The following is an 18,874-nucleotide window of genomic DNA, read 5'->3' on the forward strand; positions in this document are numbered from 1 at the left end:
AAACGACCATGCCCCTCGGTTACGAATGCGACACGCGTTTCATCGCGGCTCATCACCAACCGGCCGTATTGATCGACCTGGCGCTGTCGCGCGGGATCGGCAGCCATCAGTTGCTGCGCGGCACCGGGCTGTTCTACGAGGACATCACCAGCGGCCGAGCACGCATCAGCCCGGCGCAATTGCTCACGCTGATCAGCAATGCGCAACGCTTGCTGGACGCCGATGACAGCAGTTTTCTGCTTGGGCAACGACTGCTGCCAGGCCATTACGGCGAAACCAGCCACGCGCTGAACCACGCCTGCACGCTGCTCCAGGCACTGGAACACCTGCAGCAATTCCGCGCGTTGCTCAGCCCTCTGCTGACACCGCGGCTACTGCTCGACGACAAGCAGGCTCATCTGTACTGGGTGGAAAGTTGGGGCACGGAAGACCAGCAGCGTTTTCTGGTTGAGGCCAGCCTGACTGCGGTGGTCGCCATGACCCGGCGCCTATCGGGGGAGCGACTGCCGTGGCGCTTTTATTTCAGCTATTCGCAGCCACGCCACATCGAACAGTACTGGGTCCATCTGAGCGAGAACCTGACGTTCGACAGCCAGTGGACGATGATGAGCCTGCCTCACGAGTACCTGCACGCACCTTGGCCAAATGCCTCAGCCACCGCTGGCCAGGTTGCCCAGCAGGCCAGCCATGCACAACTGGCGAGCCTCGGTTGGCAATGTAGCTTTATCGATCAGCTGTACGACTACCTTCACGCCAACATCCGCGCACCGCTGAACCTCGAACGGGTCGCCCAGGCGTTCGAGATGAGCCCTGCCTCTTTAAAGCGCAAGCTGCAAAAACAGGGTACTCATTTTCAGGAACAGCTCGATCTGGTGCGCAAGCACGTCGCGCTCTATCTCTATCAGATGAAGGGATACAGCAATGAGGAAGTTGCGAGTTATCTGTGCTTCAACGACACCACCAACTTTCGCCGATCGTTCAAACGCTGGACCGGCCTGGCACCGAGCAGCCTGAGCCAACTCCTCGATAGGTAGAGCCAAGGCCGACAGTATCGTGCCTTTGGGCTTGGCCTAAGCGGCCCACCGAAGGGACAAGGATTTGGCGACTATCGTGCAGAACGGGGTTCTACCTGGCTGTCATCTCGCCCGTCGCGACTGGGCGAAATCTGTACCGACCCCGCGTCGTTCTGCTGACGATCCAATGCCTTGAATGCTCGACGCAGCAAAAACGCCGCAATACCAGCCACAGTCAGAAATGCGATCAACACCGGTACGGCATGTTCGTTCATTGCGCTTTGTCTCATCCGTTTGAAAGCTTCGCGGCCGCGATAGCGAATTGATACTACAAGCTATCCATCCTTATACCAACGGTGCGGCTGTGTCGCTCGCCAATATCCAGACGAGTGATTGCACGGAAATCTTTACTTGTGTGCGACGAATCGGTCTGTCGTTGGTCCTAGACCATGGACCCGAACAACACCAGAGCTACGGGGGCAAGATGAACCGGGACTACACCAGGCAATACCACCAGTTGCGCACCCACATCGAACGCATGCTCGGCAACGGCGCGGTGATCGCGGAGCGAGCGCCGCTCACGATCAGACGGGGCGATCAGCTTTTCCGGGTCTCGTGCGGGATGCTGATCAGCGAGCTGGCACTCGCTGACCGCTAAAAGGACAAGCCGCTCGAGCCAGCGGCCAGCCAATCATTCGCTGCTACGGCAAAACAGAGCCTGCATTAAGCCAAGGCGTCGTTAGCTCAGACCGTCGAATTTCGCGTAGGGATTGCTGCAGGGCAGTCTATAACCGAGAAAGGTCACGACGGGATTCGCTTCCTGCTGGCGGCGCAGGTAGTCGGTCGAGACCATGAAATCCGTCAGCAGTCTACGTTCGAAGTTGTCCACCCGAAGATTGGTATAGGCGCTGCCGACACCGGTTTGCTGGCGGATCTTGTACAACCCCATCAGCGCCGTGAGCTTCTCCGAACCATAGTGCCCGGCCATCGCATCGACGAACTTTCGCTGATCCTCGTCCGACATCTGAAAGTCACCGACAAGCTGGTGCAACAGTTCGGGAATGAATACCTGGCGGTCTTCGTACACCCAGGCTGCCGAGCCGACAGCAGCAACGCCCAGCGCGGCGGCGGATGAGAGCAGTAAGGTGCGGCGCTTCATGGGCATTCCTTAGCTATAGAGCAGATCGGCGGCACGAATGGACAAGGCGGCCGCGGTCAGGCTCGGATTGGCCGGAGAGCAGCTCGGGTAGGTTGCGGTGCCCACGACGACGAGATTCCGCATGCGGTGATGCAGCATCTGGCCGTCGACCACCGAGCCGTCATCGACCTGTCCCATGCGCAGCGTGCCCTGGACGTGGGACTCGGTCAGACGCCATTCCCGGAAATTGATCGACTCGACCGGCAGCGGCGCGAGCAGCTTTTCCAGACTGTCCAGACCGTACTGGACGCCTTTCATGCCGTAGTCGGACTCGCCTCGGTAATCGATGATCGCCTGCCCGTTTTTCGGATCGATGAGGACGCGGTTTTCCACGTTGGGCAGGTCTTCGCTGACCAACATCAACGGCAGCGTCTGGTTCCAGCGGCCACGCTCCGGACGCAGGCCATACGGCCAACGGTTTTCGAAATAGACCAGACAGGCCGAATGGTCCTTGCGGAACTCACCGTCGTAAAGCGAATAGTTCAGGCCAGTGGTGATGGTACTGCCATCAAAATTGCCCAGGCCGTCGAGATAGACCTCGACGTTCGCGCCCACCTGTTCATGCAGGCCCATGCCGGTTTCGCCATTGACGATATCCGAACGCAGCAGGATCGCCGGGCTCTGGATGGCATTGGCGCCGAGCACGAACAGATCGCCGAAAACTTTGAATTCGCGACCCTCGGAAAGGATCGTGGCGCCCTTGACGGTGTTGCCTTCGTATTCGAGCGTGCGGACCTCTGTCTTCAGGCAGACGTCGACTTTGGGATGATGGAACAGGTCAGCCAGACCGTTCTGTGCCGTGAATTTGGCGTTGACCGGGCATCGATTGCAGGTCGCATTCGCGCAGCAGACGCCGCGGGTACCGGACGCCACCCGAGCCCGGCCGGTCGGCATGATGAAGTGATAGTCAGGCATTGCCTGCTTCATGATCATGTCGATCGACGAGCCTTTGTGCGGCGGCTGCGGGAATGGCTGGCTGCGCGGCAGCACCTTAGCCATGTCCTCGTCGCCGGCAATCGACATGATCTGCTCGGCCTGACAGTAATAGGGTTCAAGATCCTCGTAGCTCAGCGGCCAGTCATTGCCGACGCCATAGTGGCTGCGCGTGGCGAAATCGCTGGGGTGCAAGCGTGGGGTCTGCGAGAACCAGCAATTCATGCCGCCGCCGAGCGCGATGGTGGTGTTCCAGGGCTTCTCGCCGCGATTGTCGTACGTGGACTCGGGTGCGATCGCCGAACTGCTCTGCGTCTGGATCTGCCAGTCCCAGGGATGGAAATCCCCCCATTCGATGATCAGCGCACGCCCGGTAAGGTGCTTCAGCGCTTCGGTCAGAAAGAAGCTGGAGCCAAAACCCGATCCAATAACGACCAATTCATAATGTGCCTTGTCGACATCCCTTGCGCTTACCCGGTTGATATCCATCCAACTACCCTTCCATATAGCAGCGTCATCCTCGGACGGGCTGCTTCACTACAGTTCGCGCAACCACTTAGCCTGCTGCGCGCCGCAAGCGTTCCTATCCCTATCGGCTCCGCCGATCGGCAGTGTTGCCAGGTTAACTCGACCGGCGGTAGAGGCTTAAGTTCCGCCCCGGCCGGAGCGAACTAGAGCATTCACCTGGATCCGACTCGGTCAAACCATGGATTCGCCTCACCCGTCGCGGCGCGACACATGCGGATGGATGGAGCTAACGATCGCCACGGTAACGGGTCGAAGCAGAACCCCCGACTCAACTATCGAGGCCCCTCATGACCATCCCGAACATCGCCACCGCGGTTCTCGCCTTGCTCATCGCAACCAGCGCAGCAGCCAATCAGGAAAACGCCGATGACCGCCAGCATGCGAATCCGAGCCAGAGCGGCGAGGAGTCGGCACATGGCTACGAAAATCCGACTGGCGTCGACCCGGATCCGCGCATGACCGAGCAAGAAGCGGAAAACGCATACGAGCGAGCCGAAGAGCAGGCAGAGCCTGAAGAGGAAAAGACAGAGCAACGCTAGCGGTCTGGTCGTGGCCCTGTCTTTCATGCGGCGCAGAGCGGCTTTAGCGCTGCCTCGCACCTAGTTTGGAGGGAGGCGTCAGCCGGAGCGGTATGTATCAGCGACGGTCGACCGTCACGATTTCCTGCCGTTCGGCCCTGCTGGCCGGCACGTCGGCCTCATCCATGAAGAACTGCTGATACCACTCGCGCAGCTGGTACACAGGACCGTCGCCCTCAGCCAGAACAGGATGGTCGATACGCGCTTTATTCTTCCAGATGTCGACGTCCTGATAGAACGAGGTGCGGTTGTTCGCGACGTACTGGAGCGCAAGCTCCTTGTTCTGCTCTTCGCTCCAACCCGGCACCTTCTTTACCAGCACACCAAAGCGCAACTCGAAACTCTCAGGGGTGACCGGCACGTGGCAGTTCAGCAGAATGCTTTCTACCAGCAAGCCTTCGAAGTTGGCCTTCATGCGGGTGAAGTGGGTAGCAGGCCCGTAATAGGCCGACTCTGCGACGAGATCACCGCCCAGCCGCCCCGAATCACCGTGGAAGATCTGGTGCCCGACATGCCCTTCGAACACGTTGGCGAAGTAGGTGGTGGGTGTACCGTGCACCGGCCCGAAATGCTGGGCGTCCGCCAGGTTGTCCACCAGCTCTCGTGGATTGGTTTCGATCAACATGGTATCCAGGTGCCAGTCGTTGTCCCACTCGTCGCTGTCGATCTCGGGCAAGTAAGGAATCTCGACGTCCTCTACCGGGGGATTGCCCTCCGGGTTGTTCCAGACAAATAGCAGATGGTTCACCTCGCAGGTCTGCCAGCTGCGGGTCTTGGCTTTCGGCGGAATACGCTTGCAATACGGGATCTCGGCGCAGCGGCCGCTCGCCTCGAATTTCCAATGATGGAAGGGGCAGACCACCTGGCCATCGACCAGCTCACCCTGGGACAGGTCGGCCCCCATATGCGGGCAATGCGCGTTCAGAATGCTGATAGTGCCCGCTTCATTGGCGAACGCGACCAGGCGGGTACCGAAGATGTTCAGGGTGTGCAGCTTGCCATCACGGAAGTCGTTGGCGACACCCAGGCAGTGCCAACCACGGGCATAGCGATACTGGCCGGTTGAAGCGGCAGCTTTGATATCGAGCAGTTGCGTCATATCAGGGTCCTCAGAGGCATTGTTCTTATTCGCTGGAACCGTGGCTAAAACCACACGGCGTATGGCGATAATCGGCAAGACAGGCGATGCCCTCATCCCTCAGATGGACTAGATGAGGCAGCCGCGGAGGCGTAGCCGTTCCGCGGCGGATGACGTACAGGCAGACACGCTCGTCTGCGGCCGTCAGCGCACGTCCCGGAAAAACGGACGTGGCAAGGTCGTGACAGGTATTTTCAGCGGCGTCAGCTGGTTGCCACCGAGGGCGACTACGCTGTTGAGCACGACCCGCACCAGCTCCGCCTGACGGCGCACGCCGGTCTTGGAGAAGATCGCGCGCAGATGGGCGCGAGCGGTGTTGCGCATGATATTGAGGTTCTCCGCCGCCTCCTCGAGCGACAAGCCGTTGGCCAACTCCAGTGCCAGAGCGGTTTCCGCCGGCGTGAAGTTGAACAGCTGCTTGGCTACCGCATTGTTGACTTGGGACTTGCCGACCGCATCGCGCACATACAACACCACGGCGGGCTGCCCCTTGCCCTCGACCCAGTCAACCGCAGGCATGGGTTCGGCCACAACGCCCAGGTTGACTTCCCCCGAGGGCCGCGAGATGGACAGCGCATCGCGTGTCAGTGCCCGTTGGCCCTGATGAGCGGCAAAAGCTTCGTTGATCAGCTTGTGCAGCTCGCGGTTATCGCTCGGATAGGTCGCCTCCAGGCGCCCGCCTATCAGCTTCAGACCATCGGCCCGCTCCAGCAGCTCACGCGCAACTTCATTGAGCTGCAGCACCGCGCCGCTTCCGTCGAGCACGATGGTGGCTACCGAGAGACGGGTAATGGCCTGTGAATAAAGCGCGCCAATCATTTCGCTGCGGTTGAGCAGGTTGTGCATATGCAGACTGCGACGCAGGTGTGGCATCAACAGTCTGCAGATTTCACGGTCGCGCGCGTCGAACTCGGGCGCAGCGTGAGCGCGGGTGACGCGCAAGCGAACCAGCCCAGAATCCGGGGTGGTGATATCGGCGCCCATCAGATGGGAAACATCGTAATTGCGGCACAGATCGAGGTAATAACTTGAGGTTTTCCAGTCCGCTTCCGACAGCACGTCCAGCTCGGTGAAGACGGTATCCACGGGCTGGTTGCCAAAGGGCGTGGAACCCTCCTGGTAGGCCTGGTAGCAGAGCCGGCCGTGCTCTTTGTAGTTGCCGGCCACTAGCATCAGCCCCATCTCGTCCATGCCGACCACCTTGAGGATCAGCGTGACGTAATTGGCGCGAAAACAAATCCGCAAAGCCTCGAGCGCCCGGGTGAGCGTGTCACTGTCCAGCGAACCTTCCTGGATGATTTGTACGAGCGCATCGTACTCAGCGAGCGACAGGGGTTCTTTATACGGCGCAGGTGTGTCGTTCACGGAAATCATGGATAGCGGCATTGCTTGCATATCTGACCTCACTTACCGTCGGCGCCATCGCGCCGCAGCATTTATTGTTATTTTTAAGATTCATTCGTCGCTGGGAATCGGTGTTCAACCGAACTCGACTACGAATGAGCACATGCTACGTCATGAAGAATGCTTAAGGCTTTTCTGGATGTGTTCTCTCCCAAGGCTGACCACACTATTGAGAATGATGCGGACCAGTTCAGTCTGACGCCTGACGCCGGTCTTGGAAAAAATGGCGCGCAAATGCGCCCTCGCCGTGTTGCGTCTGATCCCAAGCGAATGGGCGGCTTCCTCCAGCGACAAGCCGTTGGCCAGTTCGATGACGAGGGCAGTCTCGGATGGCGTAAAGCCGAACAACTGCCGAGCGATGGCATTGTTCAGTAGGGTGCGGCCCTCGGCGTCGCGGACATAAACCAGAAGCGCAGGATGATCGCTGTCATCCGCCCACTCCCCGTTCGGTACCGGTTCCACCACCAGCCCCAAACTGACCCGCCCGGACGGGCGCGAGATGGAAAGCGCCTCGGCCTCCTCCGGCTCACCCGGCAAGGACCGGCGCAGCGCACTTCGGAGCAGCTGATAAAGTCGCTGGTTATCGCCGGGGTAGTAGGCCTCCAGACGCCCACCGACGCTTTTCAAGCCATCTCCGCTGGCCAGCAGCTCACTGGCAATTCGGTTCTGCTCGACGATCCGGCCGCTGGCATCCACGACCAGCGTCGCGATGGAAAGCCGGCCGATGACCTGGGAGTAGATGGACCGAAGCGACTCGTTACGGCCGAGCATCACATTCAAGTGCAGCACCCGACTGAGGTGCGGTACCAGGCGTGAACACAGCGCCTTTTCTGCTGGCGAGAAGTCTGGCGCGGTTTCAGGACGGGTAATTCTGAAGCGGAAGGTTCCGCTGCCAGGTGGCGAGATATCCACGCCCAGGACGTGAAAAACATCGTGGGCAGCGCAGTAGCGCTGGTAATAAGGGCATGCGCGCCATGTGCTGGTGCTCATCAGATCACTAACGCTGAACACCTCGTTAGGCGGTGTATCGACAAAGGGCGTCTCGTCATAGGGGTAGGTCAGGTAGGTCACGCTCCCCTGCCCTTCGATGTCGCCCAGGACGATCATCAGCCCCTTGTCCGAGTTGTTTGGAGTCCGCAGGATCAGCGTCACGTAGTTCGCCGCAAACAGCTCGTGCAACGCCGTCAGCGCCGGGTTCCAGCCGGGCTCGTCTACGGCGGCGGCGTACAGCTTGTCCAGCAACCGGTCATAGCCGTCGACATCCATCGCGCCCGCCAGCATTACTCAGCCCTCCACACTGGCCGCCAGCGCGGCGGACTTGCGGCGGGACGCGGCTTTCCCCACCACCTCCGGCGTCCCCCGGTACTTGACCAGACGGGCCGAGCGGTCGAACCAGGCAGCCAGTCCCGGCAGCAGGAAGATCGCGCCAAACACATTAACCAGGAACATGAAACCGAGGAGGATGCCCATGTCGGCCTGGAACTTCAGCGGCGCAAAGGCCCAGGTGCCAACCCCGATGGACATAGTGAACGCGGTGAAGAGCGCGGCGGTACCGCGCTGGCGCATGGCCTCGTAGAAGGCCGTGCGCAAATCCCGCCCCTGGGCCAGTTCATGCTGCATCCGCTCATACAGATAGATGCCGTAATCGACACCGACCCCCACGCCGAGCGCTAGCACCGGCAGAGTGGACACTTTCAGGCCGATGTCGAAAGCGGCCATCAGCGCATTGCACAGCGTGGCGACGATGGCCAGCGGCGTGATGATGCACAGCACCGCACGGAAGGACCTGAACGTCAGCCAGCAGAACAACGCCACAGAGCCAAGCAACGCGCCGTGCATCTGCACTTCGGCATGTTTGACCGCCTCATTGGAAGCGGCCATGACACCGGCGTTGCCGCCGGCCAGCTTGAACTTCACCTTGCTCTGGTCCACCCCCGCCAGGATGCGTTCGATTTCATCCACCGCATGGGCGATGGTTTCGCCGCTGTGGTTTTCCAGGAACACCAGGATCTGCATGGTCTGGCAGCCGTCGAGCACCAGCCCGTGCGACTGTGAGTAAGCCATCGAGCCTGGCTGAAGTCCTCGTTGGGCACCGGGAATGGCCGCCCAGCGCGGGTTGCCCTCGTTGTTGCTTGCAATCGCCACCTTGCCCATTCCGGCAACGCTCTGCACCGATTGCACGCCTGCAACGCTGCGTGTCTGAAAGTCGACCTGCTCGACTGCGCGCATCACCTGCGGGTCCAGGCAAGCCTCGGTCACGTTCGGTACGTCGGCGTAGATCGACAGCACGTCCAGGCCGATGGCATAGCTGCCGATAATCTGGGCGTTGTCCCGGTTGTAGCGAGAGGTGTCACGCAGTTCCGGCGCGCCGGTTCCGACGTCGCCGATGACCAGGTCACGGCTTTTCCAGGCACCGCCCAGCAACAGCACCAGACTGACCGCGAATACCACGAGCGCCGGGCCGGGCGTCGCCACCACCGACAGTTTCCACCACAGGGCGTGTCGCTCACCTTGGGACTCACCGCTGGTCTTGAGGGCACCACGCTCCAGATGCATATGGGAAATGATGATCGGCAGCATGAGTTTGTTGGTGATGATCATCAGCATGACGCCGATGCACGCCGTCAGACCCAGCTCCCGCACGATCGGAATGTCGATCAGCATGATCACGCCAAAGCCCAGCGCATTCATCAGCAATGCCAGCGCCCCCGGCACGAAGATCTTGCAGAACGCAGCGTGCGCGGCGTCCACCGCATTGCTGCCGGCCAGCACATCCTGCTTCCAGGCATTGGTCATCTGCACGGCGTGCGACACGCCGATGGAGAAAATCAGGAAGGGCACCAGGATCGACATTGGATCGATGCCCAGACCCAGCAGTGGCAGCAGCCCGAGCAGCCATACGACGGGCAGTAATGCCACCAGCAGCGCCACGACGGTCAGTTTCAGTGACCGGCAGTACATCCACAGCAACGCCGCGGTGATGAAGAAGGCGATGACGAAGAAACCCATCACCGCGACGAGGCCATCCACGACGTCGCCCACCAGTTTGGAGAAGCCGACGATGTTCAACTCGATGTTTTCGCCGTCGAACCGTTCGCGAATTTCCTCCAGTTGCTTGGCGATCTCGACGTAGGACACCCGCTCGCCAGTCTGCGGATTGAATTCCTGCAGATCGGCCCGGACCATCGCCGCACTCAGGTCATTGGCCACCAGTCGGCCGATCTGACCCGAGCGGGCGGTATTGTTGCGGACCTGTGCGAGGTCTTCCGGTGTGCCGCTGAACTGTGGCGGGACGACGACATCGCCGACATAACCGTTCTCGGTGACCTCGATATAACGCACATCGGGGGTGAACAACGAACGTACGCTGGAGCGCCGCACACCGGGAATGAAGAACACTTCATCGGTCACCTTGCGCAGCGTGTCGAGGAATTGCTCGTTATAGATGTCTCCCTCGCCCTTCCAGCGGACGCTGACCAACAGGCTGTTGGCGCCGGTAAAAATTTCGCTGTAGTGCAGATAGTTCCGCATGAAGGGGTGAGAGACGGGAATCTGCTTGTTGAAGCCCGGGTCTAGCCGGACCTGAGTGGCGCTATAACCGAGCCCGAGCGTGATCAGGATGAATATCGCCAACAGTGGCTTGCGCCACGCCAGCAAGCGATCGGCACTGCCCGTGACAAAGCGGGCAACCCAGCGATTACGGTTCGTCATGAGCATTCCTTATTTACGGGCCGCGAAGAGATTGGGGCCTTGAAATCTCAAGCCATGCTGACCGGCCACAATCAGGCTGCCGTCACGCAGCATCACCGCCGAGGTGAGCGTGTCCTGCCCCTTGACGTAGCCCGTCTGGGTCAGCTCTCCGGTTTCATCGAGCCGGGCAAAGGCCCCGCCGCTTCCCACGATCAACACCCCGCCGTCGTCAGTACGGGCATGCCCGTACAAGGGCAAACGGTGGCCGAGTTCCACCTTTTCCCAGGTGGCGCCGTCGTCATGCGTGGCGAACACGTTGCCGCGCATTCCATAGGCGACCCAGTGACTGCCCGACAGCCGCGACACTCCAAACAATGAACCTTCATAGAACGGCTCGACCTGAGCCCAGCTCTTGCCCGCATCGAGCGAACGCAAGACCAGTCCCATCTCCCCGACGAGGATTCGGCGTCCGTCGGCGGCGCCATCCATGCTGTTGAGGTGTTCGCCATTGATCGGGAGGCTCTGCTCGGCCCAGTGCTCACCGGCGTCGGTGGAGACATAGAACTTGCCGAAGCTGCCAAAGGCATATATCTGCTGCCCGTCTTCGCTCCAGAGACCAAGTAACGGCTCGCCGAGGGCAGCGTCGTACATCGTCGTGGTCCAGTTGCGGCCCCGGTCCGTGCTTCGCAGAATCAGGTTGTCGTGGCCCACGACCAGCAAGGTTTCGTCACCGTAAGCGGCAATGGCGGTAAGGGTTACCGGCTTTTTGGCCTGCTCATGACGACCGCTCCAGGTTTGGCCCTTGTCGTCACTGAACAGAATCGTGCCGCGCTCGCCAACGGCGATCAACGTATCGTCAAGGCGCGTCATGTTGTTGATATGCACGCGTGTGACGTCCAGCTGGGCCGCGCGTGCCGCCTCCTCACTCCGGGGCGAGAAGGCGTAGACCACCAACACCGCGACGACGAAACAGAACGCGTAGCTGATCAGTTTGCTCATGGCACACCACCCTCCGGTCGGCACTCACTGCGCAGACACGCAGCGGTGCTCGTTGTTCTTGTTTTGGGTCGGCCGACGAACATCCCGCATACCCGGATCGCAGCCTTTGCCCGATCTTCTGCGCCCAGGCGACAGTGAACATCGTCCAAATGGCTTACACCCGACCGGCAGGCACCCGCCCGGGCGTGAAAGCTCAAGGCAGCTCGAACAGTCCGGCTGCGCCCATGCCGCCACCGATGCACATGGACACCACGACATGCCGCGCACCCCGCCGCCGGCCTTCGAGCAGCGCATGACCCACCATCCTGGCGCCGCTCATACCAAACGGATGCCCAATGGCAATGGCGCCTCCGTTGACGTTCAGCCGATCGTTGGCGATGCCCAAGGCGTCGCGGCAGTGCAGCACCTGGCAGGCGAAGGCCTCGTTGATTTCCCAGAGGTCGATATCCGACACCCGCAGGTTGAAGCGCTCCAGCAACTTGGGCACCGCGTAGACAGGGCCGATGCCCATCTCTTCCGGACTGCAGCCTGCCACCGCGATACCGCGATAGATCCCCAGCGGCGCCAGCCCACGGCGATCGGCCTCGGCACGGCTCATCAGCAGGCAGGCGGCCGCGCCATCGGACAGCTGCGAGGCATTGCCGGCCGTGATGTGCTCGCCCTGCTGGACCCACTTGCCGTTTTTCCACACTGGATTCAGTGACTGCAGCGCTTCGAGGGTGGTACTGGCGCGGTTGCACTCGTCACGATCAGCCACCACCGTTTCGTGGCCGGCCGGATTGCCTTCCTTGTCGAACAGCAGCCGGCTGGCCGATAGCGGTACGATTTCGTCGGCAAACAATCCGGCTTGCTGCGCGGCAGCGGTGCGTTGCTGGCTTTGCAGGGCGTATTCGTCTTGTGCCAGGCGACTGATGCCGTAGCGACTGGCGACGATCTCGGCGGTCTCGATCATGGGCATGTAAGCGGTCGGCATAAGCTGCAGCACCGCTTCGGACTGCGCCCGGTATGCGTTCTTGTGCTTGTTCTGGGTTAGCGAAAGGGATTCCACCCCGCCCGCCACGGCGATACCCAACTCGCCACATGCGATGCCCTTGGCCGCTACGCCTATGGACATCAGCCCCGACGCGCACATGCGATCCAGCGCCATACCCGGCACACTCTCGGGTAACCCGCCCGTATAGGCGCAGAGTCGGCCGATGTTGAATCCCTGAGTGCCTTGCTGGACGGCCGCCCCCATGATTACGTCATCCACCTCGCCCGGCGCCACGCCGGCGCGTTCGACCACTGCGCGCACCACCTGGCCGCCGAGCACCGGCGCCTCAGTATCGTTGAACGAACCCCGGAAAGACTTGGTCAGCGCGGTACGCGCGGTGGAAACGATCACGGCTTCTTGCATGGCAGTATTCCTCATGGAGCGGGCCTCATGGTGCGGGGTTGAAGGTGTAACGGCTGATGGTGTCCACCACGCAGCCAGGGCGGTCGCTGTCCTCGATTTCGACGGTGACGCGGACCACGACCTGCAGCGCGCTATTGGGCAGCGATTCCACGGAGCTGATCTCGCCGGTGCCGCGCACGCGTGCACCGACCTTTACCGGCGCAGGGAAGCGCACCCGGTCGCAGCCGTAGTTCACGCCCATCAACAGGTTGTCCACGCGCATCAGCTGCGGCAGGAAGAAATTGACCAGCGACAGGGTCAGGTAGCCGTGGGCGATGCAGCCCTTGAATGGCCCCTTTCGCGCGCGCTCGGGGTCGACGTGAATCCACTGGTGATCGCCCGTGGCCTCGGCGAACCCGTTCACTCGTTCCTGCTCGATGGGCAACCAGTCGGTTGCGCCGAGCGACTCACCTACCGCCGCGTGCAGCTGTTCGGCACTGCTGAATATTCGTGTCATGAGCGTTCCTCAGGCGTGCTGCGAGCTGACCGAAAGCACTTCGCCAACCATGTAGGAGGCGTAGTCGCTGGCTAGAAAAATCATGACGTTGGCCACTTCCCAGACCTCGGCGGCACGGCCGAACGCCTCTCGGCTGGTCAGTTGCTCGAGCAGATCCTCGCTGGCGGCCTTCTTCAGGAAGTCATGCAGGGCGATAGAGGGCGACACCGCGTTGATACGCACGCCGAAGTCGGCAGCCTCCAGGGCGCTGCAACGGGTCAGCGCCATCACCCCGGCTTTCGCCGCGGCGTAGTGGGCCTGTTCTTTCTGCGCGCGCCAGCCGAGCACGGAGGCGTTGTTGACGATGGCGCCGCTACCACGCTGTTGCATGTGCGGCAGCATGGCGCGGGTCATGCGAAAGGTGCCGGTCAGAGTGATATCCAGCACTCGCAGCCACTCTTCGTCGGTCATGTCGACGACACGCTTCTGGCCGCCCAGGCCGGCGTTGTTGATCAGCACGTCGACCCCGCCCAGGGCCTGCTCAGCGGCAGCGACCAGCGCCTGAACATCCGCCTCGACAGTGACATTGCACAGCTGGCCGTAGACAGCCTCAAGGCCGGTCTCGGCCTTGAGCTTCTCGACCGCTTCTTCCAGACGACGCGGATGGATATCGGAAATCATCAGCGCGCGACAGCCTTCCTCGGCGCTACGCCGAGCGGCCGCATAGCCGATGCCGCCTCCTGCGGCGGCGGTGATTAAAACGGACTTGCCGGCCAGCAACTGGTGACCAGGCACATAGGCGGGAGCATGTTTCACGATGGCACCTCGGATTGGAAAACCTGAGGCCATCTAAGCGCGGCGACTGACGGGCCGGCATCGTCAAAACGGACGGGGTGCAATGGTGGTGGGTGGGCAACGCGGCGCGCTGCTTCAGCTCGTAGGGTGGGCTTCAGCCCACCGGAGCTCGACGCCGTTCACGCAGACCAGGCCAGGCGGTTATGAAGGCGGTGCCAGAGCTAGTGGTGGGCTGAAGCCCACCCTACAGGGACGTGAGTTTTTCAACTGCCCCAAACCTTCTGCGCCGCAGGGGCCTCCGCGAGGATCTGAGCAATGGCCTCGCCGGCCTCGGCGGGTTGCCAGCGCTCGTTTTTCTCACGGGTGACTCCGGTGCGCCAGCCGTCGGCCAGCGAGATGCGCCCTCCCTCGGCCTCGAACACCTGTCCGGTGACCTGTGCCGATTCGACCGAAGCCAGCCAGGCCAGAACGGTCGATACGTTTTCCGGCGCCCAATAGTCGAAGCTGCCGTCCTCGGGCTTGGCCATGCGTGTTGCCATGGCCTCTACGGCCGTGGTCATCCCGGTGCGGGCGGCCGGGGCGACGGCGTTGGCGGTGATACCGTAGCGGCCCAGTTCCGCAGCCTGGTTCAGCGTCAGTGCGGCAATCCCGGCCTTGGCGGCGGCGTAGTTGGACTGACCGATGGAGCCTTGCAGCCCCGCGCCGGACGTCGTGTTGAGGATCCGTGCATCGACTTTCCGCCCCGCCTTGCTCTGGTCGCGCCAGTAATGCACGGCGTGCGAACTGATGCAGAAATGGCCCTTCAGATGCACCGCCATGATGGCGTCCCAGTCAGCCTCGGTCATGGAAGCGAACATGCGGTCGCGGTTGATGCCGGCGTTGTTCAACACCACGTGCAGATCACCAAAGGTTTCGATGGCCTGACGCACCGCGTTCTCGCTGTCGGCGTAGTGGGTGATGTCGGAGGTGTTCACCACCGCACGGCCACCATCAGCCGTTATCTGGTCGACCACCGCCTGTGCAGCAGCCTGGTTGATGTCATTGACCAGCACACAGGCGCCTTCGGCGGCGAATACACGGGCATGCGCGGCGCCCAGGCCGCCACCTGCGCCCGTGATGATGACGACTCTATCGTTGAGAATTCCCATGCTTCGTTCCTTTTTCAATATGTGACGGTCGGTCGAAGGCGCCTGCAGACGCGTCGCTAGCGCAGGTCAGGCAAGGCGAAATCGGCTGGGGAAGCGGAGTTTGCCGAGGCCAATGAGCATTCCACGATCGATTTCAACGCGGCTTGACCAAGCGCAGCAGCGTCTGCCGCGCCCAGGGCCTGTCGATCTAAAGACGTTCGATGATAGTGACGTTCGCCTGCCCGCCGCCCTCGCACATCGTCTGCAAGCCGAAGCGTCCGCCGCTGCGCTCCAGTTCATGGAGCAGCGTGGTCATCAGCCTGGCGCCCGTGGCACCCAGCGGGTGGCCGAGGGCGATGGCCCCGCCGTTGACGTTGGTCTTGGCGGGGTCGTAATCCAGCTCCTTTTGCCACGCCATAACCACCGATGCGAAGGCCTCATTGATCTCCACAAGATCGATATCCGCCATTGTCATCCCGGCCTTTTTCAGGGCATGACGAGTCGCTTCGATCGGCGCGGTGAGATGCCAGATGGGATCGTCGCCTCGGACCGACAGGTGATGAATGCGCGCCCGCGGGGTCAGCCCGTAGCGTGCGAGCGCGGCCTCGGAAACCACCAGCAGCGCCGCCGAGGCGTCGCACGTCTGGCTGGAGACCGCGGCGGTGATATCCGGGTACGTCGGGTCGACCGGTTCCAGCGATGCCATTTTGTCCAGCGTCGTCTGGCGCGGCGTTTCGTCGGCCCAAACACCTTCGAGCGGGACGATTTCACGCGTGAAGCGCCCGCCCTCGATGGCCGCCAAGGCGCGGCGATGGCTTTCCAGCGCAAAGCACTCCATCTGCGCACGGCTGATGTCCCAGTGACTGGCAATGCGCTGAGCGGCGTGGAACTGGTTCACCGGTTGATTACCGAAGCGCGCCTGCCATCCACGGCTGCCGGAAAACGGATCGGTGAAGCCCAGCGGCTGCCCGGCAAGCATCGCCGAGGAAATCGGAATCTGGGTCATGGTCTGCACGCCGCCGACCGCAATCACATCCTGAGTTCCGCTCATCACCGCCTGCGCGGCGAAGTGCAGCGCCTGCTGCGACGAGCCGCACTGGCGATCCACTGTAGTGCCCGGCACATTCAGTGGAAGGCCCGCCGCCAACCAGGCGGTGCGGGCAATATCCCCGGCTTGCGAACCGATGGTGTCAACGCAGCCGAAGATCACATCGTCATATTCAGCTGCGGGAACCACGTTGCGCTCCACCAGCGCCTTGAGCGCATGCGCCCCGAGGTCGATGGCATGGACATGGGCAAGACCACCCTTGCGTTTGCCGGTAGGGCTGCGCAGGGCGTCGACAATATAGGCTTCAGGCACGGCTTAGTCCTCGAAGGTGTATTGAGGGCCGACAGGCGCGCCGTCGGCGAGGATGGCAGCCGCCACCCGGGAATTGTGAAAGGCGCGGTCGCCCCATGAAGAATCCAGAGCCCAGGCGCGCTTCATGAACATCTGCAGATCGACTTCCCACGTGTAGCCCATGGCACCGTGCACCTGAATGCCGTGCCGTGCAGCGAGCGCGGCCGCCTCGCAGCAGGCCAGCTTGGCGTGGGAAACATGCACAGCGGCTCGCTCGTCACCGTGCGCCACGGCGTGAGCGGCGCGATAGAGCACCGGTTTGGCGAACTCGATCTTGCTGGCGACATCCGCCAGATGATGCTTGATGGCTTGAAAGCTGCCGATCGGCTTGCCGAACTGCTTGCGCTGCACCACGTAGTCGACCGAGAGGTCGAGCATGCGCTGGGCCAGGCCAAGGCTCTGCCCGGCAACAGCCAGCGCACCGCGGTTGAGGGTTGCCGCCCAAAGCCGGCGCGCCTGTTCGGCGTCTGCCAGGCACGTTGCAGCGTCGGGGCTCCAGCTGACCCGACACAGGCGGCGTGAGCTGTCGATGCTCCGGTTGTGTTCGAGATCGATGGCAGAGCGCTCCACGGCGTAAATCGAACCGCCGCGTTCGAGAAGCAGCACGTCGGCCATATGGGCATCGGCAACGAAGTGATTGACCGAGTGGCCGACTGCGATACGCGATCCGCCGGCAGCGATGCCCTCGAGCAGCACGCTGCGCAGCGGACTGTCGTCCTGCATGTCTCTCAACAGGCTGGCGGCAACGTAGGCCGTATCGGCCAGCGAATCAGGGATGGCGTAATAACCCAGCTCCTGAGTCAGCAGCGCCCAGGCAATATCATCCATGCCCAGCCCGCCTTGGGCTTCGGGTATGCAAAGCGCTGTGAGCCCCTGCTCCGCCATCTTCGAGCGCAACTCGGCAGATCGGCCATCGTCGGTTTCCCAGATCTCACGCAGCATCTCGGGCGGCGCTTCGGTCATCAGGAAGCGGCTGATCGCTTCGCGGAAGGCGAGCTGATCTTCGGTAAAGGTGAAGTCCATGGTCGCCCCCTTCAGGATTTAGGCAGACCGAGCAGCCGCTCGGCGACGATGTTTCGCTGGATTTCATTCGTGCCGGCATAGATGGGCCCGGCCTGCGCGAAGAGAAATCCTTCCAGCCAGCTGCCCTCGTCGACGGCTTCGGGCGCGCTGCCGAGCAGCTCCCCGCGAGCGCCGAGGATGCGCATGGCCGTTTCGTGCATCTTCAGATCCAGCTCCGACCAGACGATCTTGTTGATGCTGGCTTCGGCCCCGATCTTGGCGCCCTTATCGACCAGGCCTACCGTGTGATAGGCCGAATAGGCATAGGCCTGGGCACCCATCCAGCTTTCGATCACCGCATCACGCAGGCCCGGATCGCGCTCGGCGGCCTGCGGATAGCGTTTGTAGAGATCGACCAGCCGTCGCGCGGTCTGCTGGAAGCGTGCGGGTGAGCGCAGCAACAGCCCTCGCTCGAAGCCGGCGGTGGCCATCGCCACGTTCCAGCCCTGCCCTTCACCGCCGATCAGGTTCTTTACCGGGACCCTGACGTCATCGAAGAACACTTCGGCGAAGGCGTCTTTGCCGTTGAGCGCCTTGATCGGGCGAATGGTCACCCCGGGCGTGTTCAGCTCGACCATGAGATAGCTCAGCCCGTGATGCCGGCTGCTGGTCGGGTCGGTGCGGAACAGGCCGAAGATCCAATCGGCAAAACTGGCGCGGGTCGACCAGGTCTTCTGGCCGTTGATCACGTAATGGTCGCCGTCCAGGGTGGCCTTGCTGCGAATGGCCGCCATGTCGGACCCAGCATTGGGCTCCGACCAGCCCTGCGCCCACATGTCTTCGCTCGACGCGATACGCGGCAGGAAATGACGCTTCTGCTCCTCGGTGCCGAATTCCATCAGCGTCGGGCCGAGCAACAGCTGACCGTTCTGGTTGACCCGCATAGGTGCGCCAGCGGCGTAATACTCCTCTTCAAAGATCAGCCACTCGATCAGGTCGCAGCCCATGCCGCCGAGGTGTTGCGGCCACATCACCATGGACAGGCGACTGGCATACAGCTTGGCCTCCCATTCACGGTGCTGTTCGAAGCCCTCCCGGGTGTCGTAACTGGCCAGGGGCTCACTCGGCACGTTGTCTTGCAACCAGGCGCGCACCTCGGTGCGGAAGGCCTTTTGCTTGTCGGTGTAGGTCAATTGCAT

Annotated in this window: 17 protein-coding genes; 3 read left to right on the forward strand and 14 right to left on the reverse strand. The window is 61.9% G+C overall.

Annotation, left to right across the window (positions count from 1 at the left end; translation table 11 throughout):
• Nucleotides 1-8 precede the first annotated feature (8 nt).
• Nucleotides 9-1,034 carry an AraC family transcriptional regulator gene (locus tag GYM54_RS06105; RefSeq protein ID WP_197445682.1) on the forward strand — a complete coding sequence of 342 codons (1,026 nt, stop codon included), beginning with the start codon at nucleotides 9-11 and terminating at the stop codon, nucleotides 1,032-1,034.
• Between the two features lie 463 nt (nucleotides 1,035-1,497).
• Nucleotides 1,498-1,671: a hypothetical protein gene (locus tag GYM54_RS06110; protein WP_165914240.1), complete on the forward strand. Its 174-nt coding sequence runs from the start codon at nucleotides 1,498-1,500 to the stop codon at nucleotides 1,669-1,671.
• Between the two features lie 81 nt (nucleotides 1,672-1,752).
• Here the strand turns inward: GYM54_RS06110 and GYM54_RS06115 are convergent, their stop codons facing one another.
• Together GYM54_RS06115 and GYM54_RS06120 are read right to left on the reverse strand one after the other, a co-directional pair.
• Entirely contained in the window at nucleotides 1,753-2,172 is a 420-nt protein-coding gene (locus tag GYM54_RS06115) for a hypothetical protein (RefSeq protein ID WP_131650313.1), read from the reverse strand.
• Nucleotides 2,173-2,181: 9 nt separating this feature from the next.
• Nucleotides 2,182-3,633, reverse strand: coding sequence for a GMC oxidoreductase (locus GYM54_RS06120; RefSeq protein ID WP_181101179.1), 1,452 nt, complete (start codon nucleotides 3,631-3,633; stop codon nucleotides 2,182-2,184).
• A gap of 326 nt (nucleotides 3,634-3,959) precedes the next feature.
• On the opposite strand from GYM54_RS06120, the gene GYM54_RS06125 reads away from it, so the two are divergent.
• A complete protein-coding gene (locus GYM54_RS06125) occupies nucleotides 3,960-4,211 on the forward strand; it encodes a hypothetical protein (protein ID WP_197445681.1) in 252 nt (83 codons plus the stop codon).
• Nucleotides 4,212-4,308: 97 nt separating this feature from the next.
• On the opposite strand, the gene GYM54_RS06130 is transcribed toward GYM54_RS06125, so the two are convergent.
• The 12 genes from GYM54_RS06130 to GYM54_RS06185 form a co-directional block, all read right to left on the reverse strand.
• Nucleotides 4,309-5,349: a Rieske 2Fe-2S domain-containing protein gene (locus GYM54_RS06130; RefSeq protein ID WP_197445680.1), complete on the reverse strand. Its 1,041-nt coding sequence runs from the start codon at nucleotides 5,347-5,349 to the stop codon at nucleotides 4,309-4,311.
• A 183-nt stretch (nucleotides 5,350-5,532) separates the two neighbouring features.
• Nucleotides 5,533-6,783 (reverse strand): helix-turn-helix transcriptional regulator, encoded by a 1,251-nt coding sequence (locus tag GYM54_RS06135; RefSeq protein WP_231752230.1) that lies wholly within the window; start codon nucleotides 6,781-6,783, stop codon nucleotides 5,533-5,535.
• Between the two features lie 120 nt (nucleotides 6,784-6,903).
• A complete protein-coding gene (locus GYM54_RS06140; protein ID WP_131650309.1) occupies nucleotides 6,904-8,073 on the reverse strand; it encodes a helix-turn-helix transcriptional regulator in 1,170 nt (389 codons plus the stop codon).
• 3 nt (nucleotides 8,074-8,076) lie between these two features.
• Nucleotides 8,077-10,503, reverse strand: a complete 2,427-nt coding sequence (locus tag GYM54_RS06145; RefSeq protein ID WP_197445679.1) for an RND family transporter — start codon at nucleotides 10,501-10,503, stop codon at nucleotides 8,077-8,079.
• Nucleotides 10,504-10,512: 9 nt separating this feature from the next.
• Nucleotides 10,513-11,481 (reverse strand): YCF48-related protein, encoded by a 969-nt coding sequence (locus tag GYM54_RS06150; protein ID WP_197445678.1) that lies wholly within the window; start codon nucleotides 11,479-11,481, stop codon nucleotides 10,513-10,515.
• A 193-nt stretch (nucleotides 11,482-11,674) separates the two neighbouring features.
• Entirely contained in the window at nucleotides 11,675-12,877 is a 1,203-nt protein-coding gene (locus GYM54_RS06155; RefSeq protein WP_197445677.1) for an acetyl-CoA C-acyltransferase, read from the reverse strand.
• A gap of 25 nt (nucleotides 12,878-12,902) precedes the next feature.
• Nucleotides 12,903-13,373: a MaoC family dehydratase gene (locus GYM54_RS06160; protein ID WP_197445676.1), complete on the reverse strand. Its 471-nt coding sequence runs from the start codon at nucleotides 13,371-13,373 to the stop codon at nucleotides 12,903-12,905.
• Nucleotides 13,374-13,382: 9 nt separating this feature from the next.
• The gene (locus GYM54_RS06165) at nucleotides 13,383-14,168 is read right to left on the reverse strand and encodes an SDR family oxidoreductase (protein ID WP_197445675.1); all 786 of its coding nucleotides are present in this window, start codon (nucleotides 14,166-14,168) and stop codon (nucleotides 13,383-13,385) included.
• 242 nt (nucleotides 14,169-14,410) lie between these two features.
• Nucleotides 14,411-15,295 (reverse strand): SDR family oxidoreductase, encoded by an 885-nt coding sequence (locus GYM54_RS06170; RefSeq protein ID WP_197445674.1) that lies wholly within the window; start codon nucleotides 15,293-15,295, stop codon nucleotides 14,411-14,413.
• A 187-nt stretch (nucleotides 15,296-15,482) separates the two neighbouring features.
• The gene (locus GYM54_RS06175) at nucleotides 15,483-16,634 is read right to left on the reverse strand and encodes an acetyl-CoA C-acetyltransferase (RefSeq protein ID WP_197445673.1); all 1,152 of its coding nucleotides are present in this window, start codon (nucleotides 16,632-16,634) and stop codon (nucleotides 15,483-15,485) included.
• A 3-nt stretch (nucleotides 16,635-16,637) separates the two neighbouring features.
• Complete coding sequence (locus GYM54_RS06180) at nucleotides 16,638-17,696, reverse strand: acyl-CoA dehydrogenase family protein (RefSeq protein ID WP_197445672.1); 1,059 nt, start codon at nucleotides 17,694-17,696, stop codon at nucleotides 16,638-16,640.
• 11 nt (nucleotides 17,697-17,707) lie between these two features.
• Nucleotides 17,708-18,874: an acyl-CoA dehydrogenase family protein gene (locus GYM54_RS06185; protein ID WP_197445671.1), complete on the reverse strand. Its 1,167-nt coding sequence runs from the start codon at nucleotides 18,872-18,874 to the stop codon at nucleotides 17,708-17,710.

Origin of the sequence: Pseudomonas sp. MTM4 (assembly GCF_019355055.1) — a bacterium.
Classification (GTDB): domain Bacteria; phylum Pseudomonadota; class Gammaproteobacteria; order Pseudomonadales; family Pseudomonadaceae; genus Stutzerimonas.

Coding starts and splice junctions, on each gene's coding strand:
- GYM54_RS06105 (WP_197445682.1), top strand. CDS start 9: ATGCCCCTCGGTTACGAATGCGACACGCGTTTCATCGCGGCTCATCAC.
- GYM54_RS06110 (WP_165914240.1), top strand. CDS start 1,498: ATGAACCGGGACTACACCAGGCAATACCACCAGTTGCGCACCCACATC.
- GYM54_RS06115 (WP_131650313.1), bottom strand. CDS start 2,172: ATGAAGCGCCGCACCTTACTGCTCTCATCCGCCGCCGCGCTGGGCGTT.
- GYM54_RS06120 (WP_181101179.1), bottom strand. CDS start 3,633: ATGGATATCAACCGGGTAAGCGCAAGGGATGTCGACAAGGCACATTAT.
- GYM54_RS06125 (WP_197445681.1), top strand. CDS start 3,960: ATGACCATCCCGAACATCGCCACCGCGGTTCTCGCCTTGCTCATCGCA.
- GYM54_RS06130 (WP_197445680.1), bottom strand. CDS start 5,349: ATGACGCAACTGCTCGATATCAAAGCTGCCGCTTCAACCGGCCAGTAT.
- GYM54_RS06135 (WP_231752230.1), bottom strand. CDS start 6,783: ATGCAAGCAATGCCGCTATCCATGATTTCCGTGAACGACACACCTGCG.
- GYM54_RS06140 (WP_131650309.1), bottom strand. CDS start 8,073: ATGCTGGCGGGCGCGATGGATGTCGACGGCTATGACCGGTTGCTGGAC.
- GYM54_RS06145 (WP_197445679.1), bottom strand. CDS start 10,503: ATGACGAACCGTAATCGCTGGGTTGCCCGCTTTGTCACGGGCAGTGCC.
- GYM54_RS06150 (WP_197445678.1), bottom strand. CDS start 11,481: ATGAGCAAACTGATCAGCTACGCGTTCTGTTTCGTCGTCGCGGTGTTG.
- GYM54_RS06155 (WP_197445677.1), bottom strand. CDS start 12,877: ATGCAAGAAGCCGTGATCGTTTCCACCGCGCGTACCGCGCTGACCAAG.
- GYM54_RS06160 (WP_197445676.1), bottom strand. CDS start 13,373: ATGACACGAATATTCAGCAGTGCCGAACAGCTGCACGCGGCGGTAGGT.
- GYM54_RS06170 (WP_197445674.1), bottom strand. CDS start 15,295: ATGGGAATTCTCAACGATAGAGTCGTCATCATCACGGGCGCAGGTGGC.
- GYM54_RS06180 (WP_197445672.1), bottom strand. CDS start 17,696: ATGGACTTCACCTTTACCGAAGATCAGCTCGCCTTCCGCGAAGCGATC.
- GYM54_RS06185 (WP_197445671.1), bottom strand. CDS start 18,874: ATGCAATTGACCTACACCGACAAGCAAAAGGCCTTCCGCACCGAGGTG.